Source organism: methane-oxidizing endosymbiont of Gigantopelta aegis, from assembly GCF_016097405.1.
In the GTDB taxonomy this organism is placed as follows: domain Bacteria; phylum Pseudomonadota; class Gammaproteobacteria; order Methylococcales; family Methylomonadaceae; genus Methylomarinum.
Genome location: NZ_JAEHGD010000002.1, coordinates 196,776 through 223,530, shown reverse-complemented (window position 1 = coordinate 223,530; position 26,755 = coordinate 196,776). Strand labels below are relative to the sequence as shown.

The 26,755-nt window shown below is 44.9% G+C and carries 19 protein-coding genes, 1 tRNA gene and 6 pseudogenes; 15 read left to right on the top strand and 11 right to left on the bottom strand.

Going from position 1 to position 26,755, the window contains the following annotated elements:
* The first annotated feature begins 274 nt into the window (after positions 1-274).
* Complete coding sequence (locus JEU20_RS11880) at positions 275-685, top strand: transposase (protein ID WP_245395245.1); 411 nt, start codon at positions 275-277, stop codon at positions 683-685.
* Between the two features lie 95 nt (positions 686-780).
* Here JEU20_RS11880 and JEU20_RS11875 read toward each other — a convergent pair.
* Positions 781-856 (bottom strand) — tRNA-Thr (locus JEU20_RS11875).
* A gap of 448 nt (positions 857-1,304) precedes the next feature.
* Between JEU20_RS11875 and dusA the strand changes: the two genes are divergently transcribed.
* A complete protein-coding gene (gene dusA, locus JEU20_RS11870; protein WP_198246342.1) occupies positions 1,305-2,291 on the top strand; it encodes a tRNA dihydrouridine(20/20a) synthase DusA in 987 nt (328 codons plus the stop codon).
* On the opposite strand, the pseudogene JEU20_RS11865 reads toward dusA, so the two are convergent.
* Positions 2,288-3,401: pseudogene (locus JEU20_RS11865) on the bottom strand (ISAs1 family transposase). The gene dusA and the pseudogene JEU20_RS11865 sit on opposite strands and share 4 nt — an antisense overlap.
* Before the next feature lie 152 nt (positions 3,402-3,553).
* Between JEU20_RS11865 and folE the strand changes: the two are divergent.
* From folE to JEU20_RS11830, 7 genes are read left to right on the top strand one after another with little or no spacing between them, the layout of a single operon-like run.
* Positions 3,554-4,099 (top strand): GTP cyclohydrolase I FolE, encoded by a 546-nt coding sequence (gene folE / locus JEU20_RS11860; protein WP_198246715.1) that lies wholly within the window; start codon positions 3,554-3,556, stop codon positions 4,097-4,099.
* A gap of 3 nt (positions 4,100-4,102) precedes the next feature.
* Entirely contained in the window at positions 4,103-5,086 is a 984-nt protein-coding gene (hemH, locus tag JEU20_RS11855) for a ferrochelatase (RefSeq protein WP_198246340.1), read from the top strand.
* On the top strand, positions 5,073-5,264 hold the full coding sequence (locus tag JEU20_RS11850) for a hypothetical protein (RefSeq protein WP_198246338.1): 192 nt from the start codon (positions 5,073-5,075) through the stop codon (positions 5,262-5,264). Before hemH ends, JEU20_RS11850 begins: the two co-directional genes overlap by 14 nt.
* Positions 5,261-6,856, top strand: a complete 1,596-nt coding sequence (locus JEU20_RS11845) for a MutS-related protein (protein ID WP_198246336.1) — start codon at positions 5,261-5,263, stop codon at positions 6,854-6,856. Before JEU20_RS11850 ends, JEU20_RS11845 begins: the two co-directional genes overlap by 4 nt.
* Positions 6,853-8,055 (top strand): formate-dependent phosphoribosylglycinamide formyltransferase, encoded by a 1,203-nt coding sequence (gene purT, locus JEU20_RS11840; protein WP_198246334.1) that lies wholly within the window; start codon positions 6,853-6,855, stop codon positions 8,053-8,055. Before JEU20_RS11845 ends, purT begins: the two co-directional genes overlap by 4 nt.
* A gap of 2 nt (positions 8,056-8,057) precedes the next feature.
* Positions 8,058-8,639 carry a transglycosylase SLT domain-containing protein gene (locus JEU20_RS11835; RefSeq protein WP_342590512.1) on the top strand — a complete coding sequence of 194 codons (582 nt, stop codon included), beginning with the start codon at positions 8,058-8,060 and terminating at the stop codon, positions 8,637-8,639.
* Between the two features lie 3 nt (positions 8,640-8,642).
* Positions 8,643-9,506 carry an HDOD domain-containing protein gene (locus tag JEU20_RS11830; RefSeq protein ID WP_198246332.1) on the top strand — a complete coding sequence of 288 codons (864 nt, stop codon included), beginning with the start codon at positions 8,643-8,645 and terminating at the stop codon, positions 9,504-9,506.
* Positions 9,507-9,549: 43 nt separating this feature from the next.
* On the opposite strand, the pseudogene JEU20_RS11825 reads toward JEU20_RS11830, so the two are convergent.
* From JEU20_RS11825 to JEU20_RS11815, 3 genes and pseudogenes are all read right to left on the bottom strand, one after another.
* A pseudogene (locus tag JEU20_RS11825) lies at positions 9,550-10,299 on the bottom strand (IS5 family transposase).
* Positions 10,300-10,354: 55 nt separating this feature from the next.
* The gene (locus JEU20_RS11820) at positions 10,355-10,981 is read right to left on the bottom strand and encodes an FHA domain-containing protein (protein WP_198246330.1); all 627 of its coding nucleotides are present in this window, start codon (positions 10,979-10,981) and stop codon (positions 10,355-10,357) included.
* Between the two features lie 245 nt (positions 10,982-11,226).
* Positions 11,227-12,471 (bottom strand): HlyC/CorC family transporter, encoded by a 1,245-nt coding sequence (locus tag JEU20_RS11815; protein ID WP_198246328.1) that lies wholly within the window; start codon positions 12,469-12,471, stop codon positions 11,227-11,229.
* A gap of 295 nt (positions 12,472-12,766) precedes the next feature.
* On the opposite strand from JEU20_RS11815, the gene JEU20_RS11810 reads away from it, so the two are divergent.
* From JEU20_RS11810 to JEU20_RS11795, 5 genes and pseudogenes are all read left to right on the top strand, one after another.
* On the top strand, positions 12,767-14,203 hold the full coding sequence (locus JEU20_RS11810; RefSeq protein ID WP_198246326.1) for a sigma-54 interaction domain-containing protein: 1,437 nt from the start codon (positions 12,767-12,769) through the stop codon (positions 14,201-14,203).
* Positions 14,204-14,378: 175 nt separating this feature from the next.
* Entirely contained in the window at positions 14,379-15,578 is a 1,200-nt protein-coding gene (locus tag JEU20_RS11805; protein WP_245395244.1) for a YihY/virulence factor BrkB family protein, read from the top strand.
* Between the two features lie 88 nt (positions 15,579-15,666).
* Positions 15,667-15,789: a hypothetical protein gene (locus tag JEU20_RS15520; protein WP_281066847.1), complete on the top strand. Its 123-nt coding sequence runs from the start codon at positions 15,667-15,669 to the stop codon at positions 15,787-15,789.
* 65 nt (positions 15,790-15,854) lie between these two features.
* Positions 15,855-16,516: pseudogene (locus JEU20_RS11800) on the top strand (IS5 family transposase); the annotation flags it as partial.
* A gap of 59 nt (positions 16,517-16,575) precedes the next feature.
* Positions 16,576-16,953 carry a PilZ domain-containing protein gene (locus JEU20_RS11795; RefSeq protein ID WP_198246713.1) on the top strand — a complete coding sequence of 126 codons (378 nt, stop codon included), beginning with the start codon at positions 16,576-16,578 and terminating at the stop codon, positions 16,951-16,953.
* Position 16,954: 1 nt separating this feature from the next.
* Here JEU20_RS11795 and radA read toward each other — a convergent pair whose 3' ends face one another.
* The 4 genes and pseudogenes from radA to JEU20_RS11775 form a co-directional block, all read right to left on the bottom strand.
* Positions 16,955-18,325 carry a DNA repair protein RadA gene (radA, locus tag JEU20_RS11790; RefSeq protein WP_198246324.1) on the bottom strand — a complete coding sequence of 457 codons (1,371 nt, stop codon included), beginning with the start codon at positions 18,323-18,325 and terminating at the stop codon, positions 16,955-16,957.
* Positions 18,325-19,404 carry an alanine racemase gene (gene alr / locus JEU20_RS11785; RefSeq protein ID WP_198246712.1) on the bottom strand — a complete coding sequence of 360 codons (1,080 nt, stop codon included), beginning with the start codon at positions 19,402-19,404 and terminating at the stop codon, positions 18,325-18,327. Before alr ends, radA begins: the two co-directional genes overlap by 1 nt.
* Positions 19,401-20,798, bottom strand: a complete 1,398-nt coding sequence (dnaB, locus tag JEU20_RS11780; RefSeq protein WP_198246322.1) for a replicative DNA helicase — start codon at positions 20,796-20,798, stop codon at positions 19,401-19,403. The genes alr and dnaB overlap by 4 nt, the downstream gene beginning before the upstream one ends.
* A gap of 128 nt (positions 20,799-20,926) precedes the next feature.
* A pseudogene (locus tag JEU20_RS11775) lies at positions 20,927-22,732 on the bottom strand (type I restriction endonuclease subunit R, EcoR124 family); the annotation flags it as partial.
* 54 nt (positions 22,733-22,786) lie between these two features.
* On the opposite strand from JEU20_RS11775, the pseudogene JEU20_RS11770 reads away from it, so the two are divergent.
* A pseudogene (locus tag JEU20_RS11770) lies at positions 22,787-24,347 on the top strand (IS3 family transposase).
* Positions 24,348-24,404: 57 nt separating this feature from the next.
* Here the strand turns inward: JEU20_RS11770 and JEU20_RS11765 are convergent.
* Together JEU20_RS11765 and darG are read right to left on the bottom strand one after the other, a co-directional pair.
* Positions 24,405-25,703, bottom strand: a pseudogene (locus tag JEU20_RS11765) (HsdR family type I site-specific deoxyribonuclease); the annotation flags it as partial.
* Positions 25,696-26,751 (bottom strand): type II toxin-antitoxin system antitoxin DNA ADP-ribosyl glycohydrolase DarG, encoded by a 1,056-nt coding sequence (gene darG, locus JEU20_RS11760; protein ID WP_198246320.1) that lies wholly within the window; start codon positions 26,749-26,751, stop codon positions 25,696-25,698. The gene darG and the pseudogene JEU20_RS11765, both read right to left, overlap by 8 nt.
* Positions 26,752-26,755 lie beyond the last annotated feature (4 nt).

Here is a 26,755-nt window from a genome sequence, read left to right as displayed (position 1 = left end):
TATATATGAATCAAAACGGGATGAAAGCCGGTGAATTTATGCAATTTGATGCCACCGGAAAAGTTGAAAAGATGGTCGCTCATTACAGCGAACCTTAAAGGTAGCCGCTTATAGCCAAAGCAAGATTATGTGGCATAATATACTCTCATGACATACCCTCTTAAATTTCGACAAAAAGTCTTTGCGGTCAAAGAAAAATATGGCCTGACCTTTGAACAGACCAGCGAACGTTTTGATGTGCCGATACGCACCTTATAGTGGTTTTGAGCAAAGTATGCCGAGAACGCATGCTTATTCACCGGTAGGCGAGTGGTGCTATGGTGTCCATGATTGGCATGCGAAAGGGCGAATTAATGCGATTGGCGCTATGATGGGGTCCGCTTTGGTAACAGTCAGCTTATTTGAAGGCAGTATTAATGCGGACACTTTTTATGCTTGGTTAACCCAGGATTTGTTACCCAAACTGCCGGAACAGGCTGTCATTGTTATGGACAATGCGGCTTTCCATAAACGTACGGATATTTTAGATGCCATCAAGCAAACAACATGCACTCTTGAGTTTCTTCCGCCCTATAGTCCAGATATAGTCCAGACCTTAATCCTATTGAACGTAAATAGGCACAAGCTAAAGCGCTTCGACGGCAGCATCGTTGTGATGTCAATACACTGTTTAACAAACACTTAGGTTATGCCAATTTATAATGTGAGGTCGAAGTGAGGCTGGAATTTATTGTATTATGTAGGATTTTTGCCGCTGGAAAGCGACAAAAATCCAGAATATGGAGCTGGTGATGGGACTCGAACCCGCGACCGGCTGATTACAAATCAGCTGCTCTACCAACTGAGCTACACCAGCTGAAGAAGTTGCATATTATACGGATTTTTTTTCATTTGAAAATATTTTTTTAAAATTTTTTTATTTTCACACCATCTGATTCATTTTTTTCATCACCTAAAAGCTTAACCTATATGGGGGTAAGCTTTACAAGCCAGCCCTTCCTCAATATTCTGGCCTTTTTCTGTATCTACTCACCCCCTCTAAAAAGCAGGTGTAGGTTGTTGATTTATCAGGCTTGCATAACAGGGATGTTATGCAGAACTACATGGATGTATTCACGTGTCCTGATAAATCAATGACCTACTCCGGCTAAAACACAACCGGGTGAGCAGTTACCTTTTTCTTTCTATATCCGATAACCACAATGTTTATTCATCGCAACTGGCGCCACGCAAGCTTTTTGCCGTTAAAATACCCTTTGTTTCAAACAGAGTCTGTTTTAACGCGCAGGTATTAGCAATTAAATATGGATCAACAACAATCAATTCAACGCTCATCTCCGAATCCGGCTGTCTTCTCCGTCGCCCCGATGCTGGATTGGACCGATCGACATTGCCGTTATTTTCATCGGTTGATCTCGGAAAAAGCGCTGCTGTACACGGAAATGGTCACGACCGGGGCGATCATACATGGTGATAAGGCACGATTTTTAACCTTTAATGCCGAAGAGCAACCTGTTGCCTTTCAATTAGGTGGCAGTGATCCGAAGGCATTGGCCATTTGCGCCCAGCTGATTGAACAGCATGGTTATGCCCAGATCAACTTGAATGTAGGCTGCCCCAGCGATCGAGTACAAAACGGCATGTTTGGCGCATGTCTGATGGCCAAGCCGGATTTGGTGGCTGAATGCGTCGTGGCAATGCAACAGGCTTGCACCATTCCGGTCACAGTTAAAACCCGTATCGGCATTAATGAGATGGAAAGCTACGATGAATTTAAATATTTTATCGATATCGTTGCCGAAAGTGGCTGCAATACATTTATTGTCCATGCGCGAAAAGCCTGGCTGCAGGGTTTATCACCTAAAGAAAACCGGGATATTCCACCACTTCGCTATGAGTTTGTTTATCGTCTAAAACAAGAACGACCCGAACTTGATATCATTCTCAATGGCGGACTGAACGATCTTACTACCGCCAAAGCCCAGTTAAATCATGTCGATGGCGTGATGCTCGGGCGAGCGGTGTATCACCAACCTTTTTTATTAGCCGAGGTTGATCGTCTGTTTTATGGTGTTGAACGGCCAGCAAAAAGCCGTCATGAGATTGTTGAGGCATTGCTCCCTTATATTCAACAACAGTTAGCTAAAGGCTTGCGCCTAAATCATATTTCACGTCATATTCTTGGCTTATTTCATGGTGAAAAAGGCGCCAAACTTTGGCGTCGGCATATCAGCGAAAATGCGCATAAACCCGATGCCGACGAACGGGTAATTCAGGGCAATCGGGTTTAAATTACACCAAGAATCTTGAGTAAATAATCATTATCCCACCCTGCCATCATTCGCTTGGTTTTTACACCGACTTTGGCCGTTTCCTCGGCTTTTATTAAATTTAAGGCCATGTGTCGAATGACAGCTAAGTTTGAAGCACTATATCCTTTGCGGGTTCGGTTGCTATCCTCATCAAAAGCAAGATCAAGAACCCAATGCAAGTTATTTTCAATCGCCCAATGAGCGCGAACAGCATGCTCTAACTTGTTTGGATCGTTTGCGCTTAAACTGCTTATAAAATAGCGTGTTTCCTCGGTTATTTTTTCATCCACTTCTCTTGTGGCTGTGACGGCAATAATACTTTTTAATCCTGACCAGGAATGCTCCTTTTTAACCATTCAATCTCATCCGTGACACGAACAGAACGCGTTTCAATTCGCCCATGCTCACCATTGACGGTTTTGTGGCAATTTCTGGCGATAAAGCGGATGTAAAATAGGCCTTTACATCCTCATGTAAGGTGCCATGATTTCCTTTTAAACTCAAAACATAGTCACCGCCTTGGTCGATAATCTGTTTGGCTATTTTCTTTTGGCACCCCATTGCATCAATTGTAATCAAAGCGCCTGCAATATCCAAACGCGACAGAAGTTTGGGTATGGCCGTAATTTCATTGGATTTATCATCCACTTTCGCCTGACCTAAAACCAAACTGTTTTTCCGCGACCAGGCGCTCACCATATAGATGGCTGACTTATTTGAGGCTTTATCAATACTGCGCCTTAAGCATTTGCCATCCATTGCAATAATATCTTCTTCAACCAAGTCCGCTAGATCGGCCACCCAGTTTGAGAAGCATTGACTAAATTGTTCCGTATCTATGGCGGCAAAAACAGCACCCAACGTATCATGTGAAGGGATTCCATTTTCTAAACCAAGCTGTTCAGTGAACCAGCTTTCTTTAGCCTTTCCAAATTTTTCAATGGCCACCCAGTTATCGGCTCCACAAATAGTCGCACACAAGGTGATGAAAAATATATCAGTGAGTTGATGCTTCTTTCGCCGATCTACTCTTGGATCAGCAATCGTTGAAAAATGGTGGATAATTGAGGCCGTTGGGGTAACTGTCATTTATAATCAAAATGATAAAACCAATACCTTATCTAAATTATAATTTCAACCCTTTTTTAAACCCGATTGCCCTGACGGGTAATTCTTGAGGCGTTAGAATTCACCCGGTGATGCGCTATAATGGGCCGTTATTTTTTTCTCAGGAACAGGTGATGGAAGAGTATTTTCGTAAAATTATTGAAGCCGTAGGTGAAGACATCAATCGCGAAGGTTTAGTCGATACCCCGGCGCGTGCAGCTAAAGCCTTTAAGTTTTTAAACCGGGGCTATGAGTTGAAGCTGGAAGATGTCTTGAATGATGCCATTTTTGAGGCCGATACGGAAGATATGGTCATCGTCAAAGACATTGAACTGTATTCTTTATGCGAACATCATCTGTTACCCTTTGTCGGTAAGTGTCATATTGGCTATATTCCACAAGGTAAGGTGCTGGGACTGTCTAAATTAGCCCGAATTGTTGATATGTATGGTCGCCGTTTACAGATTCAGGAAAAATTGACCAAACAAATTGCCGATACGGTCGAATCTGCAATTGGTGCAAAAGGTGTTGCCGTTGTCATTGAGGCTAAACATTTATGCATGATGATGCGTGGCGTGGAAAAACAAAACTCTGTAATGACAACATCCGTAATGACCGGTATTTTCCGCAAAGAAATCAGCACCCGTTCTGAATTTCTGAATTTGATTAACCGGCAATAAAGCATGTCCGGGGATAAACATAAAACCGGGGTCATCTTGGTTAACTTAGGTTCGCCCGATGCCCCGACCCGGCGTGCGGTTCGCCGCTATTTGAAACAGTTTTTAAGTGATCCCCGTGTGGTTAATTTACCGCGTTTTCTATGGTGGCTTATACTGCATTTCATTGTGCTGCCGCTGCGCCCCGGTAAGGCAACAAAAGCCTATCGAAAAATCTGGACACCTAATGGTTCCCCCTTAATCCATATAACCCGACAATTAAGCGATAAATTAGCCCGGCATATTGCACCGCGAAGCATCAAACTTGATTTTGCCATGCGTTACGGCAAACCATCAATGGCCCGCAAGTTATCGGAACTTCACCATTCAGGCATTGAAAAACTGATCGTTTTGCCGTTATATCCGCAGTATTCATCCACTACAACCGCTTCGGTGTATGATGAAATGGCGCGTATTACGCAAGGTTGGCGCCATATTCCATCCATTTCATTCATCAGCGATTATCATCAGCACCCGGCCTATATTCAGGCTGTCGCCCAATCCATTCAACAACATTGGCAGAAAAACGGACAAAATCAACTGCTGATTTTATCCTTTCATGGCCTCCCTGCTAAATTAACCGAATTAGGGGACCCTTATTATCATCAATGCCAAACCAGTGCGACATTGATTGCTCAAGCGTTAGGCCTTGAAGATCATCAGTGGCAACTGGTTTTTCAATCCCGCTTCGGTAAAGCAGAGTGGCTAAAGCCCTATTGTGTTGAGATTTTGAGGACCCTCCCCCAACAGGGGGTTACATCGGTTGACGTGGTGTGCCCAGGCTTTGCTGTCGATTGCTTGGAAACGCTGGAAGAAATCGCCATGGAAAATAAAACTGTTTTTATGCAGGCTGGCGGCCAATCTTATCGCTATATTCCAGCATTAAATGATGGTAGTTTACATATTCAATGTTTAACGGATATCCTGGAGGGTGAAAATGCGAGGCTATGACAGAAACTGTCCTATCTGCCGGTTTATGCGGGCATTGGCGTTCAGCGGTGTCGGCATGGCATTGGGCGGCGGTGTGGCCTGGTTGCTGGGTGCATCGAAACAAAATATCATGATGTCGGGAATTGTCGTCGCGGCAATTATTGTTTTTGGGCTACAGAATAATAAGAGAAAACGATGAAACAGACTGTGCTGGAAAGTTGGGCCGGCCAATGGCCTCAAGCTAAAACGACACAACCTTTGGCGACCGGCGAAGGCGTATTAGACGTATCTTCCTTTAACACCATTGAAGTGGACGAATTGTTTGACACGCTTAATTATGCCCAAACGATTTCTGGGCAGACCGTGTTATATCGTTCCTTATGCCAACCTTCCGCCGATTATGCTGAAATCTGTGCCAAACAGGATGCCATTAAAGAAATCCAACAACAACCTGGCGTCCGGGAAAACCTTGAACGCATTATCAGCCGCTCTGCTGCGACCGAAAACAACTTATTCCTTCTATTATATGGCGAATTTTTAGGCGGTTTTGGCACTGCCCGCGAAGACCATCAAATTGAAGGCTACGGCTATAAACAATACAAGCGCGGCGTACGCTTTGTACTGAACCTGGTTGATTCCATACAGGCTTCAAACGAGCCTGAAAGTGACTATTTAAAGTCAATTTTCAATAAAATCATTAAGTTTTCCAGCTCCAGAACCTACTCGTTGATGGCAGGCCCGGTTTACAATACGGAAAAAGGTTTTCAGTGCAAAGAAGAGCGCAAAGGCAGTTTTGTTCCTGCGACGATTTTCAAGCCAACTATTTTCAAACCCATGTTAATTGCCTCTATTTTTGCGGCATTATGGGCTATTACTTCATTTTTCCCGACCGATATATTCAGCATTAGCCGAGAAACCATTCCAATGGCTTCCATCTTCTTCATCCCGTTGCTCCTGGCTTATTTCCCCATTATTGGGTCCTATGACCGAGACAATTGCATCATTCCGCTCAGGGACGAATTTAAACAATCGCACGAACTCGGCGAAGCACTGGATGCACTGGGACAGTTAGATGAATTATTGGCTTTCGTAAAATATGCCGAAGACTATGGCAGCGATACGGTATTACCGGAAATGCAGAATGCTGACAAGCATACGATGACACTGATTCAGGCTAAAAACCCGATTTTAGGCCACAAAAACCCGGATTATGTTGGCAATGATTTTGCCGTCCATGATGAGCGTCTAGTGTTTGTCACCGGCCCTAACAGCGGCGGCAAAACCGCTTTTTGCAAAACCATTACCCAAATTCAACTGCTGGCGCAAATCGGTTGCCTGGTACCAGCTAAGCGCGCGGTTTTAGTTGTCGCCGACCATATCTTCTATCAAGCACCAGACATCAGCCACCTAGATGATGGCGAAGGCCGCTTCGGCACCGAACTCAAGCGTACCCGTGATATTTTTCTGGCTACGACGGCGAAAAGCTTGGTCGTTCTGGATGAATTATCTGAAGGTACAACCTTTGAAGAGAAAATGGAAGCCTCGGCCAATGTGCTAGATGGTTTCTATCGCAAAGGCTGCACCACCATTCTGATCACCCATAATCATCAATTGGTTGATCTTTTCATCAATAAACATATTGGAATTGCCAAGCAGGTCGAATTTGCAGGCGATCATCCGACCTATAAATTGATTGATGGCATATCGCGTGTCAGCCATGCCGACCGAGTGGCGCAGAAAATCGGCTTTTCCAAGCAGGATATTGAAAATTACTTACAAGGTAAACAATGATGATTGGCACACCCTTATCAAACACCGCCACCAAGGCCTTATTATTAGGCAGTGGTGAATTAGGCAAGGAAATTGCCATTTCATTGCAGCGCTATGGGGTTGAAGTGATCGCCGTTGACCGTTACGCCAATGCACCGGCGCAGCAGGTGGCCCATCACAGTTTTGTGATCGACATGACCGATGCTGATGCGGTCAAAGCCTTGATTGCTAAAATCAGGCCCGACTACATTATTCCGGAAATTGAAAATATCGCCACCGCCGCACTGACCGACATTGAAGCGGGCAGTTCAGCCACGATTGTGCCCAATGCCCGAGCAGTACAATTAACCATGAATCGAGAGGGCATTCGAACCCTGGCCGCCGAAACCGTCGGTCTGCCGACTTCGCGCTATGCCTTTGCCGACAGTTTTGAACAATTACAAGGTGCTGCCGAAAGTATCGGTTATCCTTGCTTTATCAAGCCGACCATGTCATCTTCAGGGAAAGGCCAATCTCGTATTGATTCAGTTGATGAACTCGAAAAAGCCTGGCAATATGCCAAAACAGGTGGCCGTACTGACACGGGTAAAGTGATTATTGAGGGGCGGGTCGATTTTGATTTTGAAATCACCCTGTTGACGGTCAGAGCGAAAAATGAAGAAGGCCAGATTGAAACCCATTTTTGTGAGGCTATCGGACACCGGCAAGAAGATGGCGATTACCGTGAAAGCTGGCAGCCTCAACCGATGAGTGATATGGCCTGGCAAACGGCGAAATCCATCGCTAAAAAAATCACCGATGCCATCGGCGGCTTAGGGCTTTTTGGCGTGGAATTATTTATCAAGGGCGATCAGGTCTGGTTCAGCGAAGTCAGCCCCAGACCACATGACACCGGCATGGTGACCTTGATGAGTCAGCGACAGAGCGAATTTGATTTGCATGTCAGAGCCATTTTAGGCCTACCGGTATCGACTCGACTGGAAACCCCGGCGGCAAGTGCGGTAATATTAAGTGCGATTGAATCAGATTGCTTTGTTTTCGACGGGCTGGAAAAAGCATTATCAATTACCGACACCGAAGTGCGCCTGTTCGGAAAACCACACGCCTTGATTAATCGGCGAATGGGTGTCACCCTGGCTGCGGCTAAAAATGTGAAACAGGCCCGAGAAAATGCAGTAAATTCAGCTAACCTCATCACAATAAGGTCTAAAGCAAATTAAACATGATGAAAAAAATCGGAATCTGTCTACTTTTTTTGACGATGACATCGGCATCGCTGGCTGATGTTTATAAATACGTTGCCCCAGACGGCAGCGTTTATTATACCGATGAACCCAAAAAAGGGCTGCCCTATAAACGCATTATCAAAACAACCATTAGAAAATATAAATCAAAACGAGTGCGGACATCCTTGGCAGCCAAAAAGAAAAAATACAGTGCCATCATTGCCAAAGCGGCATCTAAATATCAGCTCGATGAAAAGCTGCTCCATGCTGTCATCCAGACTGAATCAGCCTATAACCCTGCGGCTGTTTCGCCAAAAGGCGCTGTCGGCCTGATGCAATTAATGCCCGAGACGGCAAAACGCTATGGCGTTAAAAACCGTAAAGATGCATGGCAAAATATTGAAGGTGGCGCACGTTATCTAAAAGACTTGCTGACGATGTTCAATTCCAATTTAAAACTGGCAGTCGCCAGTTATAATGCCGGCGAAGGTGCTGTTATGAAATATAACAACAAGATTCCACCTTATCCAGAAACACAAAACTATGTTAAACAAGTGTTGGCACTCTACCGACAATAAGGCATGTCTAAACTTGATGTCCATGACCTGATTGACGAAGGCTTAGATCTCCCCTCCTTACCTGATATTTATTTTCAGGTATCCCGGATGATCAACGACCCCCGATTCAGCCTTGAAAACATCAGTCAGGTCATTTTAAAAGACCCAGCGTTGAGTGCTCGTTTATTGAAACTGGTCAACAGCTCCTTCTATGGTTTTCAGTCGCGCATCGACACCATTTCCCGGGCTATTGTCGTCGTAGGCGTTGACGAACTGAAAAACCTGATTTTGGTCACATCGGTGATCGATTCATTTCAGAATATCCCAACCGATCTGGTCGATATGACCGATTTCTGGATGCGTAGCATTCGCTGTGCCCTTCTCGCCCGCTGTCTGGCTAAGAAAAGCTTTTTCCTGCACAGCGAACGCTTGTTTGTAGCCGGTTTACTGCATGATATTGGCTCGTTAGTCCTATATCTTAAATTTCCTCAGCAATCAGCTTTAGTGTTAGAACAGGCGGCCAATGAACGGCAGATACTTCCCGCCTTACAGCAAGATATTATTGGCGTAGATTATACTCAGACAGGCAGTGCATTGATACAAAGCTGGCAATTACCCGAGTCACTTGTAACCGCAGTGGCCTGCCAACTTCAACCCGAACACGCACTGGCACATAAATTAGAGGCGACATTATTGGCTGTCACCGTCAGCTTAATCAATGGGCTGGAACAAGGCCAACCTATAACCGAATTAGTCAATGCTCTTATGATTGATTGGCTGGTACTGCTCAAGATTGATCCAGACGGCATAATAAATGCGTTAGAACAGGCTGATTCAGAGTTTGAACAGATTTTTGAACTGGTTGCCAATAACAAAAAGATCTACTAACCCCAGCTTTTTTCGATTTAATAGTCTAGGGGCTGTTGCCATTTCACATAGGTAACCATAAAAAGGCGCAAGCCAGAGCGATAGAGCCTTCAAAATTTCGTTTGAGTTTGTCATATCGCGTGGCGATCGCTCTGAAATGCTTAAGTCTTGCAAACACATTTTCAACGAGATGGCGATATTTGTAGAGACACCAATCCATTTCATCATTTCCCCGAGTTGAATTCTTTTTTTCTTGGGATAACAGGAACAGCCCCTTTGTCTTTAATTTGAAGACGTAATGCTTCACTGTCATAGCCTCTGTCAGCAACTATATAGTCACCTTTTGGGAGCTCTGCAACTAATTTCGGTGCTTCTTTACAGTCATGAACTTCGCCGCCTGTCACTGAGAAATGAATAGGAAGACCACAGGCATCAACGGCCATATGAATTTTACTGGTGTTCCCGGCGACAGATTTCCCTATCGCTGTTTCTTGTTCACAGGCCGCACCACTACTATGCTGATGTGCTTTCACAATACTCCCATCAATAAATTCCCATTCCAGGTCTGGATCAACAACCAAGGCGTTAAAATACCCATCAGTTTTTCTTTACGAGACCAGTCATTGAATCGTTTATATACCGCATTCCAATTACCAAAAGCCGTGGGTAAATCTCTCCAGGGACAACCTACTCGCAAGCGATAAAAAATACCTTCGACTGTTTTTCGAAGACAAGGTTTGTCATAAATTCCCATTTTCAACATAATTATCTTCAGTTTCTCCCAAAGTTCATCCGTAAGCAGTTGTCGCGGCATAGTTTGCTTGTTTTTGAGTCAAAATAAACAATCTATGTGGCGGAGTTATTGAATTTCAAGGGGGATTTTCAAAACGGCAACAGCCCCTAGTAATAATATCGTTATCCGACAGCTTAACAGATTTTTCGCCGACCGGTTGATTGGATACTTCCAGTTTGTCAGGGTTTTCCAAGGCAGAGACGTAAAAGCCATCTTTGCGACGTGAAATAACAGCAATGCCTGCCGTTGAATTACCAATGCGTGTTATGGCTTTTTTTAAACCTATGATACGGCCGATATGAGGCCCGTTCAAAATCTGTAAACTGGCTTCAGGTAATTGTGCATTTTCACTTAATTGCTTGTCTAGGCTGTTTTCGGCTTTATCTGATTTAGGTATAAAGCCGTTTGATATCGTTTCGATCGTGTTATAAATGATGTAATGTTTGCCAAGTTCGATGCGGTCATTATTGGCGAGAATATATTCCTCGGTTTGCTCGCCATTAATAATTAATGGGTGTTCGGAACTCAATTGCTTGATTATACTGCCGCTTTCCTTGATTACGACAACAGCATGGACAGGTGCAATAGAAAGACTATCGACAGTTATTTCATTCGTTTCGTCACGACCGATATGGACGATGCCAGCGTCAAAAATGCCAGAATTCAAAGCCTTGTCTTTAAAGTAAACAGTAAATTTTGCCATCGTATTTTAAAGGTAACCGGTCAGTAAAAATCATGGGTATTCAGGGGAGGTAAAGGCATCATGTCACAACTTTACACAACCTTATTTTCATAACACAGGATTCAGAAAATTCAGCGCTGAAACCTTGAATTGAAAGTATAGCCAGGATTTAAAAAAATACTGAACAAATTACAGAATAAAATAAAAAATATGGGACGGATGTCCGCAGATATCGTGGTTGTGTTTAAAACGGCAAACAGCCAGGCTTATTTTTTAGGATGAAATTTGACTAATTTTATCGTGTTTTTTTCGCGTTTAAGAATTTCCAGTGGATAGCCATGAAGCTTGATACTGGTGCCAGCATCTGGAATCGTTTCCATATATTCAATAATTAAGCCATTCAGGGTTTTAGGGCCTTCGGTGGGTAAATCAATATTCATGATCCGGTTCAATTCACGCACAGTGATGCTGCCATCGACTAGAAAGCTGCCATCGCTTTGCATTTTGACATTGGGTTCTTCGATAATCAGTTCGCCGATAATTTCCTGTAACAAATCATCGAGTGTTATCAATCCCTGCACATCGCCATATTCATCAACCACCAGGCCGATGCGTAGCTTTTCTGTTTTGAAACACTGAATTTGTTTATGCAAAGGTGTGTTTTCAGGAATAAAAAATGGCTTTTGCATGTTTTTTATAATGCATTCCTTATCAAAATCATCACGGCAGATAACGCTTAGAATTTTACGCAAATGCAGAAAACCGATGACTCGGTCAATGCTTTGTTTATAGACTGGCAGGCGCGTATGATCACTGTGTTGCAATTGTTCGATAATGTCTTCTAGCGGGTCTTCAATATTGATGCCGACAATTTCGTTACGCGGCGTCATAATGTCCTCGACCGATGCCGATTCCATGTCGAGAATGCCCAACAGCATATTGCGGTAGCGGCTGGGCATAATATTATCGGCTTCGGCGACAATGCTTTTTAATTCGTCCTTGTTCAGTGTTTCAACGGTATCTTTTTTGACCCGTACCCCAAAAATCCGTAACAGCATGTTGGCAATCAGATTGACCAGCCAGACGATGGGGTAAAGCAGTTTTAATAAGGGCGTATAAATCCAGGCTGCGGGGAAGGCGAGAACCTCAGGTTTGATTGCTGCCAATGTTTTAGGGGTAACCTCTGAAAAAATCAGCACAACCAGCGTTAAAATACCTGCCGCCGCCGCAATAGCTTGCTCGCCGCCGATGCGAATGGCGATGATAGTCGCTAAAGAGGATGCCAGAATGTTGACAAAGTTATTCCCAAGCAGAATCAGGCCGATGAGCCGGTCAGGTCGCTTGAGTAATCGATAGGCTTTAATGGCGCCACGGTGGCCTTTTTTTACCAGGTGTTGTAACCGATAACGGTTCAACGTCATTAATGCGGTTTCAGAGCCTGAAAAAAAAGCGGAGAGAAACAATAAAAACGCCAGGATACTGAATAAGACAGTAAGCGAAAGATCGTCCAATGCGATGTCGTAGAGTAGTTGAAAACAATGCCTAGTTTCTATGCTGAGAAATTTTTGTCAAGTATTGCTTGAAAACAGAGCTATAATTCATATGAATTTGTTTTAATAATCGATTGATTTGTAAAATCTTATATTGATTTATGTTTTTGAAGGCTTGGGTACATGGGTAGGACATGGATTTTACTGGTCGCAGCTCCAGGTTCAGGTAATAAAATGCCCTTAGTGCTTGCTAAAATCAGGATTTTCGCTATTTTTAACAAAGACATTTTTTCAGTAACCCTCCTAAACGGTATTTATGGCAACGCCGAATTTTATATTGATAAATGATAATCAAGACCTTACGCCTCAGGTACAGGCGATTATGGATTTTATGTCACTGAATTATCATGAGTTATTACTCGAGCAGATTACTGAAACGACATTTTCAAAGCAGGATGCGAGTGCGATTTTTTTACTCAGCTCGCAGAGAGGAATGGATAATGCTCTCGACAAGTTAAGAAAGTGCAATGGACAAATACCGTTGATTTTGGTGGTCGAAAAGCGAGAGGAAGAAAGCATTCCTGTGGCGGATGAGCAAAAAGTATTTGAGGTTTTAACTTGGCCTACACGCTATTCAGTTTTCAATCGACTTTTGCAGCGCTTGCCAAAATCTAAGTCGGAACCCGTTTTTATGGGTAGGAAAGACCGACGGGACAACAAAGGACTGGCTGGCAACAGTCCCGCGATTCAATTGACCCGATCGTTGATTGAACAGGTCGCGCCATCGGATGCGACGGTTTTAATTCTGGGCGAATCGGGTACCGGGAAGGAGGTAGTGGCACAAGCCGTGCATAAAGCGTCATCACGCCGGAATAAACCGTTTGTACCGGTTAATTGTGGGGCAATACCCGGTGAGCTTTTGGAAAGTGAGCTGTTCGGGCACGAAAAAGGGGCGTTTACCGGCGCCTTGACGGCCAGGCAAGGCCGCTTTGAACTGGCCGAAGGCGGTACGTTGTTTTTAGACGAGATTGGCGATATGCCTATGCCTATGCAGGTGAAGTTGTTGCGGGTGCTGCAGGAGCGAACATTTGAGCGGGTCGGTAGTAATAAAACCATTCATTGTAATGTGCGGATTATTGCTGCTACGCATCGTAACCTGGAAAATGAAATTAGCGAAAAACGCTTTCGTGAAGACCTTTTTTATCGCTTGAATGTTTTTCCTATTGAAGTACCGGCATTACGGGAACGTGCGGAAGATATTCCATGGTTGGTGAATGATCTGATTGCCCGCATGCAACAACACCAGAAAGGTAATTTGCGCCTGACAACCGATGCTGTAGCCTTGTTGATGCAGCATGATTGGCCTGGGAATGTCAGGGAATTAGCTAACTTGTTGGAAAGGTTAGCCATTATTTTTCCAGGCAAAGTGGTTTCAGCCGACGATTTACCGGAAAAATTTCAAGCCTACAGCATTCCTGATGATCTGGATATCAATGTGGATTTTGCAACTGAAGCGACTGTGTCGGAAGTCCAGGAAGATGAAAGATCGTTAATTGGCGAATCAATCAAACCGGTGTCACAACTTCCAGATAGCGGCATGGATTTGAAAGAATACCTGAATAGCCTGGAAAGCGATCTTATCAAACAGGCACTGGAGGAATGCAATGGTGTGGTCGCACATGCTGCTAAGTTATTGAATATTCGACGAACAACATTGGTCGAGAAATTAAGGAAATATGACTTATCTTCCTGAGGCGACAGGAAAGATGTCTATCACCGAGCACAAGATTTATATTGTTTTGGGAATTAAATTGCAATCGTGAGCACAAAAATCAGATATTTTTTTAGTGACCAAATCTGGTGGGTTACTGACTATAAGTTGAGTCCGGTTCAGGCCTTTTGTTTAAGAAGTTTGCGCATTGTTTTGCTTGCGTTGCAAGGATTTATGTGCCTTAAGAGCATCGGCTCTGACCTTGTATTCATTGCTCTCAATTGTACCCGTTATCGCCTTGTTGTTTGGTATCGCTAAAGGCTTTGGTTTTGAGAAACTGTTAAAGCAACGCTTGCTTGAGCAAAGCGCAGAACAAAATGAAATGATGCTGCAGGTCATTGGCTTTGCAGAAAATATGCTTAAAAACACGCAAGGTGGCCTGGTAGCAGGTATCGGTGTGGTTATTTTGTTCTGGACGGTCATCAAAGTCATCGGCAATATTGAGGAATCATTCAACCATATCTGGAAGATTCCTAAAAACCGGACTTTGACGCGAAAACTCAGTGATTATCTATCTATGATGCTGTTAGCCCCGGTTTTACTGGTCATGTCAGGGAGTTTAACAGTTTTTATCAAAACCCAGGTCACTTGGCTGATTGGCGTTATTCATCTGCCTGAGCTAGGCGCGCAAATCGTATTGTATTTGCTGGGTTTTTTGCCGTGGCTGATCATGATGGTGCTGTTTAGCTTTATTTTGATTTTTATGCCCAACCGGAAAATAAGTTTTCAGGCCGGAATTATTGCCGGGGTGATCACCGGTATTCTTTTTCAATGGATGCAGTGGCTTTATATCAGCTTGCAATTCGCCTTATCCAGTTACAATGCGATTTATGGTAGTTTTGCCGCGTTGCCATTGTTTTTGATCTGGCTGCAATTGGCCTGGTCAATTGTGTTGTTTGGCTGCGAATTGGCTTTTTATATCCAAAATTATGCCAGCTATTGTCATAATCAGCGTTTCGCTGAATTAAGTTCATTTATGCAAAAAGCCGTGGCCTTATCGATCATGCATGAAGTGGTTCGGCGTTTTTGCAATGCAGAGCCAGCCTTAGATGAGGAACGGTTGTCTATTCAATTACAACTTCCGTTATTAGTCATACAGCAAAGCATAAGTCAGTTGAAGCAAAGTGGTTTATTGGTTAGCGTCATGCCCGAGAATGATAATGGCCTTCCCGTTTATCAACCGGCTGTTGATGTTCATAAATTGTCCATCGCGCATGTGATTGCAGCATTAGAGCAGTTAGGTGTGAATGAATTACCGGATAATTCTAATCTGAAACCGTTTATTGGCGTTTTACAGCAATGGCAGACGGAGCTAGAGAAAAGTGATGCCAATAAATTGCTTGTAGCGTTTAATTGATTTTGGAAAAAATGATTGGATGACCATAGATTATGTTCAACAAATTCAGAATAAAAAACGATGATTAAAGCTTAACTTTGGAATTAACATGAATGAGCCTAATAAACGACGTCATCCACGGATAAAACATGCTGCACGCATTCGGGTTTTAACCCCACCGGGCGTGCCCGTTATTGTTAGGGGCTGTTGCCGTTTTGAAAATCCCCCTTGAAATTCAATAACTCCGCCACATAGATTGTTTATTTTGACTCAAAAACAAGCAAACTATGCCGCGACAAAAAAACAGTCGAAGGTATTTTTTATCGCTTGCGAGTAGGTTGTCCCTGGAGAGATTTACCCACGGCTTTTGGTAATTGGAATGCGGTATATAAACGATTCAATGACTGGTCTCGTAAAGAAAAACTGATGGGTATTTTTAACGCCCTGGTTGTTGACCCAGACCTGGAATGGGAATTTATTGATGGGAGTATTGTGAAAGCACATCAGCATAGTAGTGGTGCGGCCTGTGAACAAGAAACAGCGATAGGGAAATCTGTCGCCGGGAACACCAGTAAAATTCATATGGCCGTTGATGCCTGTGGTCTTCCTATTCATTTCTCAGTGACAGGCGGCGAAGTTCATGACTGTAAAGAAGCACCGAAATTAGTTGCAGAGCTCCCAAAAGGTGACTATATAGTTGCTGACAGAGGCTATGACAGTGAAGCATTACGTCTTCAAATTAAAGACAAAGGGGCTGTTCCTGTTATCCCAAGAAAAAGAATTCAACTCGGGGAAATGATGAAATGGATTGGTGTCTCTACAAATATCGCCATCTCGTTGAAAATGTGTTTGCAAGACTTAAGCATTTCAGAGCGATCGCCACGCGATATGACAAACTCAAACGAAATTTTGAAGGCTCTATCGCTCTGGCTTGCGCCTTTTTATGGTTACCTATGTGAAATGGCAACAGCCCCTATTAACGATATCTCAATGCAGTTTTTTAGCCACACATCAAGCCATGGATAAAACCGAAGATAAACGTCATTTTCATCGCGTTCTCTATGCCACGGAGGCTAATCTCGATGGACCCGGAGTCAACACCCCATGCCAAGTGGTTGATATCTCATTAAAAGGCTGTCTGTTACATTTTGATGCGCCTTGGTCTGCATCAACCGAAGACAGCTTATATACACTGACACTCACGCTTTCCGACAATATTCATATTCGAATGGTCTTAAGTGTCAGTCATGTTATCGACCGGGAAGTTGGCTTCAAATGCGAACATATTGATATCGATAGCATTTCCGAATTACGACGCTTGGTTGAACTAAACTTAGGTGACAGTATGCTATTAGAACGTGACCTGCTAGCACTTTCCGGCTTAAATAGAGCTTAAATTACAATCCATTCAACACATCTAGCGCTTCTTGAATATGGCTGACTGGAAATAAATCCAGCGCATGACCACCTTGCTTCGGTTTATTCGCTGCCGGAATCACAGCACGCTTAAAGCCATGTTTAGCCGCCTCATTCAAACGCGGCAAGCCATTGGCAACAGGCCGAATCTCACCATTCAACCCAATCTCACCAAAGAAAATGACATCATATGGAATAACAACATTTTTCAGACTGGACACCACCCCAACCGCAACGGCCAAGTCTGAACTGGTTTCGCTTACCTTAATCCCCCCCACCACATTGGTGTAAATCTCGTCATTGCTGGTCATGACGCCGCCATGTCGAGACAAAACCGCCAATAACATCGCTAACCGGTTTTGATCTAACCCCACGGCCAAACGTCGTGGGTTACCGTATTGGCTTTCGGTCACTAAAGCCTGAATTTCGACCAACAACGGCCGAGTTCCTTCCCACAACACGGTTACAACACTACCCGGGGCGGGTTTTTCTGCCCGGCTTAAAAACATGGCAGACGGATTTTTCACTTCAACCAGCCCACGACTCTCCATGGCAAAAAAGCCTAATTCACCAACGCTGCCGAAACGGTTTTTATCCGAGCGCAACACCCGAAAGCGACTGTCATTGGTTGAAGTCAGAATAACTTGCGCATCGACGATATGACTGAGCGTCATAGGACCTGCCAATGATTGATCTTTAGTGACATGGCCAACCATGAAAATACTGACTTGATGGCGTTTGGCGTATTGCGTCAAATAGCTGGCCGATTCCCGTACCTGTGACACTGAGCCGGGTGCAGAATCACAATCATTCGAATACATCACCTGAATTGAATCAATAATGACAACCGCAGGCTTCTCCTGCTCCAACACCTGACAAATCTGTTGTACCGAGGTTTCGGCTAGCATTTTAATGCGCTCGGTTCTTACCTTCAGCCGCTGTGCGCGCGCCGCAATCTGCTGCAACGACTCCTCGCCAGAAACATAAAGCACCGAAATTCCAGCTAATGCCATATTTGCAATCGCTTGTAGCAAAATGGTACTTTTACCCGCACCGGGCGCACCACCAATTAACGCTACACTACCTTTAACGATGCCGCCGCCCAAAACACGATCGAATTCGTCCAGTCCCGTAGAAATACGTTGAGCCTGCTCAAGATCGACATCGGACAATAATTGAACATCGCTAGTTGCACCGGCATACCCCGCATTCTGCCGCGCTCGTTTATCACTTCCCAAACGCAGTTCTTTAATCGTATTCCACTCGCCACATGCCGTGCACTGTCCCGCCCAACGCGGAAAATCAGCACCGCACTCAGTGCAGACAAAAGCGGTTTTTTGTTTTTTAGCCATTATCGCTCAATGATCTCGACGCGGGGAGTAATCCCGCATAACACAGTATAAGGAATCGTCTCTGCATACTGGGCAATAGTTTCCACCGGCAACCCCTCCCCCCACAAGGTCGCTGTATCACCAATTTTCGCCTCAGGCAAGGTACTCAAATCTACCGCCAACATATCCATCGACACCCGCCCGATTAAAGGAACGACCTTACCGTTTATCAAAACTGGCGTCCCATTCCGGGCATAACGGGGATAACCATCGCCATAGCCGATGGATACAATACCTACGCGCGTGGCTTGCTGACAGCGCCAGCTGCCACCATACCCCACAGTTTCACCCTGCGGCACTGTCTTCACCGAAATCAGGCGTGATTTCAACGTCATAACCGGTTTCAACCCTAAATCCGCCGCACTTTTATCTGGAAAAGGTGAAACCCCATACAACATCAACCCAGGCCTGATCCAATCGGTCACAGCCGCAGGACAAGCCAAAATAGCCGCCGAGTTCGCGATACTTTTAGCACCGATATGTTGACAGGTCAAAGTATCAAAACGCTGTAACTGCTGCCTACTTTGATGACAATCCACCTCATCGGCACTGGCAAGATGCGTCATCACGCCAAAAGGCTGCTGTACCTGCGTGCTGTTTTGCAAAAGCGTACAGACTGCATTCCATTCCGTCGGCAAAAAACCCAACCGACTCATGCCACTATCCATCTTCAGCCAAACCGCTATTTTTTCTGGCGAGGAACCGGCTAATAACTGCCGGATTTGTTCATGTTGATGCACAACAGCCGTCAATTGATATTTGGCATAGCACATCAGCTCATCACGCCCCATAAAACCTTGTAGCACCGTAATCGGGGTCGTAACCCCCTGCTCTCGCAAAGCAATTGCTTCATCGGTTCTCGCCACAGCCAGACTATCGACAGCCACCGCCAATATCCGCGCCATACGCAACATACCATGCCCATACGCATTTGCCTTAATCACCGCCATGATGTTGGCATCAGGCGCATGCCGCCTGACAATGACAAGATTATGCTGCAACGCAGCTTGATCGATCAGCGCATAAGCTGCCGACATTATTCATAATCCTCATGGCCATACGCATCGCCCACAAAATTTTCAAAGCGAGTATATTGCCCCAAAAATGTCAGACGAACCGTCCCAAGCGGCCCATTCCGTTGCTTACCGATAATGACTTCGGCGATACCTTTATCCGGGCTATCTTCGTTATATACCTCATCCCGATAAACAAACACGATTAAATCGGCATCCTGCTCGATCGCACCCGATTCACGCAAATCCGACATCACCGGTCGTTTATTCGGCCGCTGTTCAAGATTCCGATTGAGCTGCGACAAGGCGATGACTGGTACATTCAACTCCTTGGCCAGTGCTTTCAAGCCACGTGAAATATCCGAAATCTGCTGCACCCGATTATCGCCACTGCCCGGTGATTGCATCAATTGCAAATAATCCAGCACAATTAAACCTAGTTGCCCATGCTCACGCATCAAGCGACGCGCACGCGAACGCACTTCAGTCGGCGTCAGCGCCGGTGTATCATCAATAAACAATTTGGTTTCAGCCAATAAGTTAATAGCCGACGTCAACCTGGGCCATTCATCTTCTTCCAGTTTACCGGTTCTAACTTTATGTTGATCAATCCGTCCTAATGATGACATCATCCGCATGGCTAATGATTCACCCGGCATTTCCATACTAAAGACCGCAACCGGCTTGTTTTCCTGAATAGCGACATTTTCAGCGATATTCATCGCAATCGTCGTTTTACCCATAGAAGGACGCCCAGCCACAATAATCAAATCAGCCGGTTGTAAGCCTGAGGTCATTTCATCAAAATCGGTAAAGCCGGTGCTAGCGCCGGTAATATTGCCGTCCATTTCGAACAGGGTTTCAATCTTATCCACAGCTTCAGCCAGCAAGCCTTTAATCGGCTTAAAACCACCTTGCCCACGTTGACGCTGTTCGGCAATTTTAAACACAGCGCGTTCAGCATTCTCAAGAATTTCCGAGGTTTCCCGACCTTCCGGATTGAACGCCGAATCGGATATTTCTGTACCAATATGAATCAACTGCCTAAGAATTGAACGATCTCGAACAATATCCGCATACGCGACAATATTAGCGGCACTTGGCGTATCTTTAGCCAGCGTTCCCAAATAAGCAAGACCACCGACCTGCTCTAATTCACCGTTTCGCTCTAACGTCTCAGATAAAGTGACAACATCAAAGGGCTCCTGCTTCTCGGCCAACTCAGCGATGGCATGAAAAATAAGCCGATGATCTTTGCGATAAAAATCTTCTTCCATGATACGATCGGCCACCTGATCCCAGGTTTGATTATCCAACATCAAGCCACCTAATACAGATTGTTCAGCCTGAATTGAATGGGGCGGCACTTTTAATGCCGAAACGGCATAATCTTCCTCTTGGAAGGAAAAATCTTCGTCCATAACACCTTTATGATTACTGTCTAAAAGTGCTTATTATACGATGCCTGGAGATTTTTGACTGGAAAGCTAAAAGCCCTGTAAGACAAGCGATAACACAACTACAAACGAGCAAATCAGTATGACTACACCTATATTTGCCCACCCACACCTTTAAACTTTTCAACAAATGCAGATATTTTTTGGAAAACACTTTGTTTTTTGGTTAAGTATTGCGGGTTCAGCGGACTCATTTTGGGAAGTATCTCATTCAGCTCTGTCCCATTTTCACTGGCATATTCCCGTTTTAACGATGCCGCGATATAACGCCTGGCCGCTTCTTCATTCAGGGATTCAGTACGAATTAACGCCTCTGCCTCATGCTGCTGCTGTGCTTGTGCAAAGGTGAAAAAGGCATCAATCACACTGGCCTTATCAGCAATCTGATCAAGGTCGGTTTGATTAATAAAATCAACCAGCAAGCTCTCTTTAGCGCGGTTGCCAAGGCTGGCACGAATCACCCGACGCACTTCATCAACCAGATCGGCTTTGCTTTTGGTTTTTTTATTGTGCTCGAAAATCAGCTCCAGAATATAATCCAGATTAATCTCCTGGGATTTGAGCAAATCGACTTCAAAGACCACATCATCCCAGTCAAGGCTTGACGCACCCTTGCCTTCTGCCGCCTTTTGCCGGCGCAGCCAGTCGCGAATATCGTTGTAGGTGGAGCGGTAGTCCTGAATGGTGCGTTCTGCTGGTACTTTAATGGTTTGCAGGGCGGCCAGGTCTTCATCTGTCAAATAATGTTCCGCCTTGAACGCCTCGACAGCTGCAGGGTCGTTCATATCCACCTTCTGCAAGGCTTTCAGGCTGGCAAATTCATCATAGTTTTGCAGCACATTTTCCACGCGTAAATATTCGCCAAACAGCCTGGCAAAGGCTTTTTTATCCGCTTCCTTTTCAATCGCCGAAGGGTCGGGAAAGCGCTGCTCCAGCTCCGACACCACTTCCATAAACCCACGCCTTGCCTCACCAGTAACAATATCGATAAAACCTTCCATGTACTCCTTATAGCTTTTCTCCAGCACCACGTTTTGGGTATTGACGTCCCCAAACAGGGTAATGGCATCGATAGTGGCTTGTTCCAAATCACGAAAAGTGACGATATTGCCAAAGGTTTTAGTGGCGTCATAAATGCGGTTTGTGCGTGAATAGGCCTGAATCAAACCGTGATAGCGCAGATTTTTATCCACGAACAAAGTATTGAGCGTGGGTGCGTCGAATCCAGTGAGGAACATGCCGACGACAATCAGCAAATCAATCTCCCGAGACTTTACCCGTTTCGCCAAATCGCGGTAGTAGTTTTGAAACCCCTGGCTGTCCACGCTGAAGCTGGTTTTGAAAAAAGCGTTGTAGTCGTCGATTGCCGCGCTCAAAAATTCCTTGGCGCTGCTGTTCATCGCTGACACTTCAAAGCTTTCATCCGCAATATCACCGATTGCGTCTTGCGCTTCGTTGGCGGCAAAGGAAAAGATGGTGGCGATTTTCAACGGCTGGCCGCCACCTGCCTGCAATTCATTCAGTGCTTCATAATAACACTTGGCCGCATCCACGCTGCTCACCGCGAACAGGGCGTTAAAGCCTGTGTTGCCTCCTTGCAGGCGATGGGTTTTTTGACGAAAGTTATTCAGAATGTAGCGGGATATTTCCCGGATACGCTCGGGGTGCAACAGGGCTTGTTTGTTTTCTGCCGCACTGAGTTTTTTCGCGTCCTGCTCGGTTTCGATTTCCTTGAACCGTGGGCGCACATCATTGTAATCCACCTTGAATTTCAAGACCTTTTCATCGCGAATGGCATCGGTAATCACATAAGAATGCAGCTCGCGGCCAAACACGCTGGCGGTGGTCTCCGCTCCCAAGGCGTTTTCTGGAAAAATCGGCGTGCCGGTAAAGCCAAACCCCCCTATGTCAACATACCTGTCGCCTAGGAAATTTTAAATCAGGAGACAAAAATGAGCGTATTTAGCCAAGAATTTAAAGTACAATCAGTAGAAAAAGCATTATCCAGAAGACCAGAACAATCGCTAAAGCAAATTGCAGTTACTTTAGGTGTGGGTTACTCCACACTTCAAAAATGGATTCGGTTAGCTAAGAAAAATCAACTCGAAAAAACAGAGTCAAACATGTCAAAAGAAAAAAGCCCTCAAGATTGGAATACAGTAGAACGTTTTGAAGCCATTGTTCATTGTCATCATCTCACCGATGATCAGGCTAGCGCCTATTGTCGTGAACAAGGCATCTACTTACATCATCTAAATACCTGGAAAGCGGAATTTTTGTCAGAATCTAAATCAACAGAATCCGTATATAAACAGGCGCAAACAAAACTCAAACAAGAAAACAAGCGTTTGCATAAGGAGCTAAACCGCAAAGAGAAAGCGTTATCAGAAACAGCGGCTTTACTGGTGTTATCAAAAAAGTGCCAAGCGATCTGGGGGAAAAGGCGGCCGATTAATCGCCTACTCAGATCGCCAACACTACAGCGCACTCATTGATGAAGCCGTTGACAATGGAGCGCGGCAGAAATTAGCCTGTGAACTGGTGGGTATATCAGCTCGAACCTATCAGCGTTGGAACCGGGGAGAAGGACTCTCAGAAGACCTACGACTGCACAATACAGCGCCTGTGCACAATCAATTATCCGAGGCCATCAAGCAAGAAATCATCACCGTGATTAATAAACCGGAATACAGCGCTTTAACGCCGCATCAAATCGTTCCGAGGTTATTGGATTTGGGCTGCTATCTCGCATCAGAATCAACCTTTTATCGTGTCATGAAAGCCCACAACCAGCTTAAGCACAGAGCTAAAGGAGCCGCAGGTCAGCATAATAAACCGCAGTCACTCAAAGCCACACAGGCCAATCAAATCTACTCGTGGGATATTACGTATTTATTAAGCCCCGTCAAAGGGGCAGTATTTTTACCTCTACATGGTGATGGACATCTATAGTCGGAAAATCGTAGGCTGGCAAGTTCATGATGCCGAATCAAGCGCACACGCTGCTGATTTGATCGAAGATATCGCTCGCCGGGAAAACATCGACAAAAAAGCAATTGGTGATACATTCTGACAACGGCAGTCCGATGAAAGGCGCAACATTAAGGGCCAAATTGGTCGATTTAGACATTGCCACGTCGTTCAGCAGACCTCGTGTCAGTAATGATAATCCTTATTCAGAATCGTTATTTAAAACAGTCAAATATCATCATACCTTTCCAGAAAACCCTTTTTAAAACATTAAGCGAAGCCAGGAACTGGGTTGAAGCTTTCGTTTGTTGGTTCAACAATGAACATCAACACAGTGCGCTCAAGTTTGTAACACCCAACCAACGCCATAACGGCTTAGACAGCGCCGTACTCGAAAAAAGAAAACGAGTCATCGAGCAAGCAAAAAGAGACAATCCAGAGCGATGGAATGGACGACAAACACGAAATTTAACGCCCATTGGCCATGTTTATCTTAATCCGGATAAGGAAAATTTCAACACAACAGAATGTCAAGCAGCTTAATAAAATTCATTTCGTAAATTATTGCAAAAAATGCGACAGGTTGGTTGACATTTAGCGAAACTGATAATAGCGTTTGAATTTCTTCTTAAGATTCTTCTGCGCCTCACCAAACTGGCTGCGGTGGCATTCATCAAAAATAAACACCACCTGTTGGCTGTAAACCGGCAAATCGCGCTCGCTTTTCATCAGGTTGTTGAGCTTCTGAATGGTGGTGACGATGATTTTGTTGTCGTCCTTGCTTAAATTTCGCTTCAAGCCTGCGGTGCTGTCCGAACCATTGACACTATCGGGAGAAAAGCGCTGATACTCCTTCATGGTTTGATAGTCGAGGTCTTTTCTGTCCACTACAAAAAACACCTTATCGATAAAATCCAGCTCTGTCGCCAAGCGTGCCGCCTTGAAGCTGGTCAAGGTCTTACCGGAACCTGTGGTATGCCAGATATAGCCGCCGCTTTCCGGCTTGCTCCAGTTTTTGGCCTCAAACGCGCTTTTGATTTTCCACAACATGCGCTCAGTGGCGGCAATCTGATAAGGGCGCATCACCAGCAGGGTGTTGCCAACATCAAACACCGAATAATGCAACAGCACATTGAGCAGGGTGTTTTTCTGAAAAAAGGTCGCGGTAAAATCCTTCAAATCCTTGATCAGGCTGTTATCAGCTCTCGCCCAGTTCATGGTGAAATCAAAGCTGTTTTTGTCGCGTTTGGTGGTGTTGGCAAAATAGCGGGTATCGGTGCCATTGGAAATGACGAAAATTTGCAGATATTTATACAGAGAGTTCTCGCTGTTGAAGCTCTCTTTGCTGTAGCGGTGAATCTGGTTGAACGCCTCACGAATGGCCACCCCGCGTTTTTTCAGCTCAACCTGCACCAGCGGCAAGCCGTTCACCAAAATGGTCACATCATAGCGGTTGGCATGGCTGCCAGCCTGCTCAAACTGCCGAATCACCTGCACCTTGTTGCGGGCGATATTCTTTTTGTCCACCAGGTAGATATTTTGGATGCGGCCATCGTCAAACACAAAGTCATGGATATAATCATCGTGAATCTTGCGGGTTTTATCCACAATGCCATCGTTGGGCCTGTCCAGATATTCTTCAACAAAACGCCGCCATTCACCATCAGAAAACTGCACCTTATTCAATGTTTGCAACTGCTCGCGCACATTGGCCAGCATCAATTCCGGCTTGGTCAGATCTGGCAGATATTCATAACCCTGATTCTGCAAGTCCTCAACCAGCTCCCGCTCCAGGTCATATTCGCTCTGGTAGCTCTCCGCGACCTGTAATTCCCGGGTATATTTGTCGAGAACGATAAAGTGATTGGATTCTGCGATGGTTTTGGTGTAATCAACCATTGTTTCGTTCTTCCAGGAGCCAGCCTTTTTCAATCAACACAGTATAAGCCAGTTCAATTTGCCGAGGGCTAAACTGTTTTTTTCGCACATTCCATTGATGCACTTTTTCAATCACTTGATCTTTTGAACTTGCTCCCTCTTTTGCGGCAACCCAATGAACCGTGGCAAGAAGCTCCATGCCGAAAGGTGATTCAAAGCCCTCCACCAATTCAGATACTTTCTCAAAGTGTTGCCTTGTCTGCGGATGCTGTCGCATAAATTCAGTTGCGTCTTCATAAGCACCGGGAACCAGTCTCAGCTCCTTATCGGGTCTATCTCCCCCGTCGGCATACCCTGAAAGCATGTGGCCTTCCACCGCATTCAAAACATGACGCAGATTTTCCGCATAAGGGCCATAGATGTTTTTCTGATACTTCAAGCGGAGAGGTTCGCCACTTTCCTGTAGAAAATACATTAGTTTATGCACTTCAAGCAGTGAAACAAATGGGTCTAACAACCCCGACAGGTAGCGGTGTATGAGTTCAATCAATGCCGCACGCCCTGGTGTCATCTTAGGCACTTTGCGGTTTTTCACCATCTTTTTGGCTTCTGGTGCGCCTTTGGGCTCAAAAACAATAATTTCCACATCAGATAGATTTGAGAGCATGTTTTCAATACGAGCACGAACATCATTCCAATCCAGCCCGCCCAAGCCCGCGCCAAGCGGTGGAAGCGCAATGGATTTGATGTTGAGTTTGGTGATTACTTCCGCCAGATCTTCAAGACCCGCTTCAATATCTTCCATGCGGCTCGCCCCGCGCCAATGTCGTTTGGTCGGAAAATTGATGATATATTTGGGATAAATCAATGAGCCTGTTTCATAGACAAACATTTTGCCCGGGACAACTTTGTTTTGTTTGCAGGCTGTTTCATAGGCTTTGAAGTTTTCCGGAAATCGCTTTTTAAACTGCAGCGCAATGCCGCGCCCCATCACCCCGACGCAATTTACCGTGTTGACAATGGCTTCCACCTCTTCTGTAAAAATATCACCTGTTTTGTAAACAATCATATTA

Coding starts and splice junctions, on each gene's coding strand:
- JEU20_RS11880 (WP_245395245.1), top strand. CDS start 275: ATGCCGAGAACGCATGCTTATTCACCGGTAGGCGAGTGGTGCTATGGT.
- dusA (WP_198246342.1), top strand. CDS start 1,305: ATGGATCAACAACAATCAATTCAACGCTCATCTCCGAATCCGGCTGTC.
- folE (WP_198246715.1), top strand. CDS start 3,554: ATGGAAGAGTATTTTCGTAAAATTATTGAAGCCGTAGGTGAAGACATC.
- hemH (WP_198246340.1), top strand. CDS start 4,103: ATGTCCGGGGATAAACATAAAACCGGGGTCATCTTGGTTAACTTAGGT.
- JEU20_RS11850 (WP_198246338.1), top strand. CDS start 5,073: ATGCGAGGCTATGACAGAAACTGTCCTATCTGCCGGTTTATGCGGGCA.
- JEU20_RS11845 (WP_198246336.1), top strand. CDS start 5,261: ATGAAACAGACTGTGCTGGAAAGTTGGGCCGGCCAATGGCCTCAAGCT.
- purT (WP_198246334.1), top strand. CDS start 6,853: ATGATGATTGGCACACCCTTATCAAACACCGCCACCAAGGCCTTATTA.
- JEU20_RS11835 (WP_342590512.1), top strand. CDS start 8,058: ATGATGAAAAAAATCGGAATCTGTCTACTTTTTTTGACGATGACATCG.
- JEU20_RS11830 (WP_198246332.1), top strand. CDS start 8,643: ATGTCTAAACTTGATGTCCATGACCTGATTGACGAAGGCTTAGATCTC.
- JEU20_RS11820 (WP_198246330.1), bottom strand. CDS start 10,981: ATGGCAAAATTTACTGTTTACTTTAAAGACAAGGCTTTGAATTCTGGC.
- JEU20_RS11810 (WP_198246326.1), top strand. CDS start 12,767: ATGGCAACGCCGAATTTTATATTGATAAATGATAATCAAGACCTTACG.
- JEU20_RS15520 (WP_281066847.1), top strand. CDS start 15,667: ATGAATGAGCCTAATAAACGACGTCATCCACGGATAAAACATGCTGCA.
- JEU20_RS11795 (WP_198246713.1), top strand. CDS start 16,576: ATGGATAAAACCGAAGATAAACGTCATTTTCATCGCGTTCTCTATGCC.
- radA (WP_198246324.1), bottom strand. CDS start 18,325: ATGGCTAAAAAACAAAAAACCGCTTTTGTCTGCACTGAGTGCGGTGCT.
- dnaB (WP_198246322.1), bottom strand. CDS start 20,798: ATGGACGAAGATTTTTCCTTCCAAGAGGAAGATTATGCCGTTTCGGCA.
- darG (WP_198246320.1), bottom strand. CDS start 26,751: ATGATTGTTTACAAAACAGGTGATATTTTTACAGAAGAGGTGGAAGCC.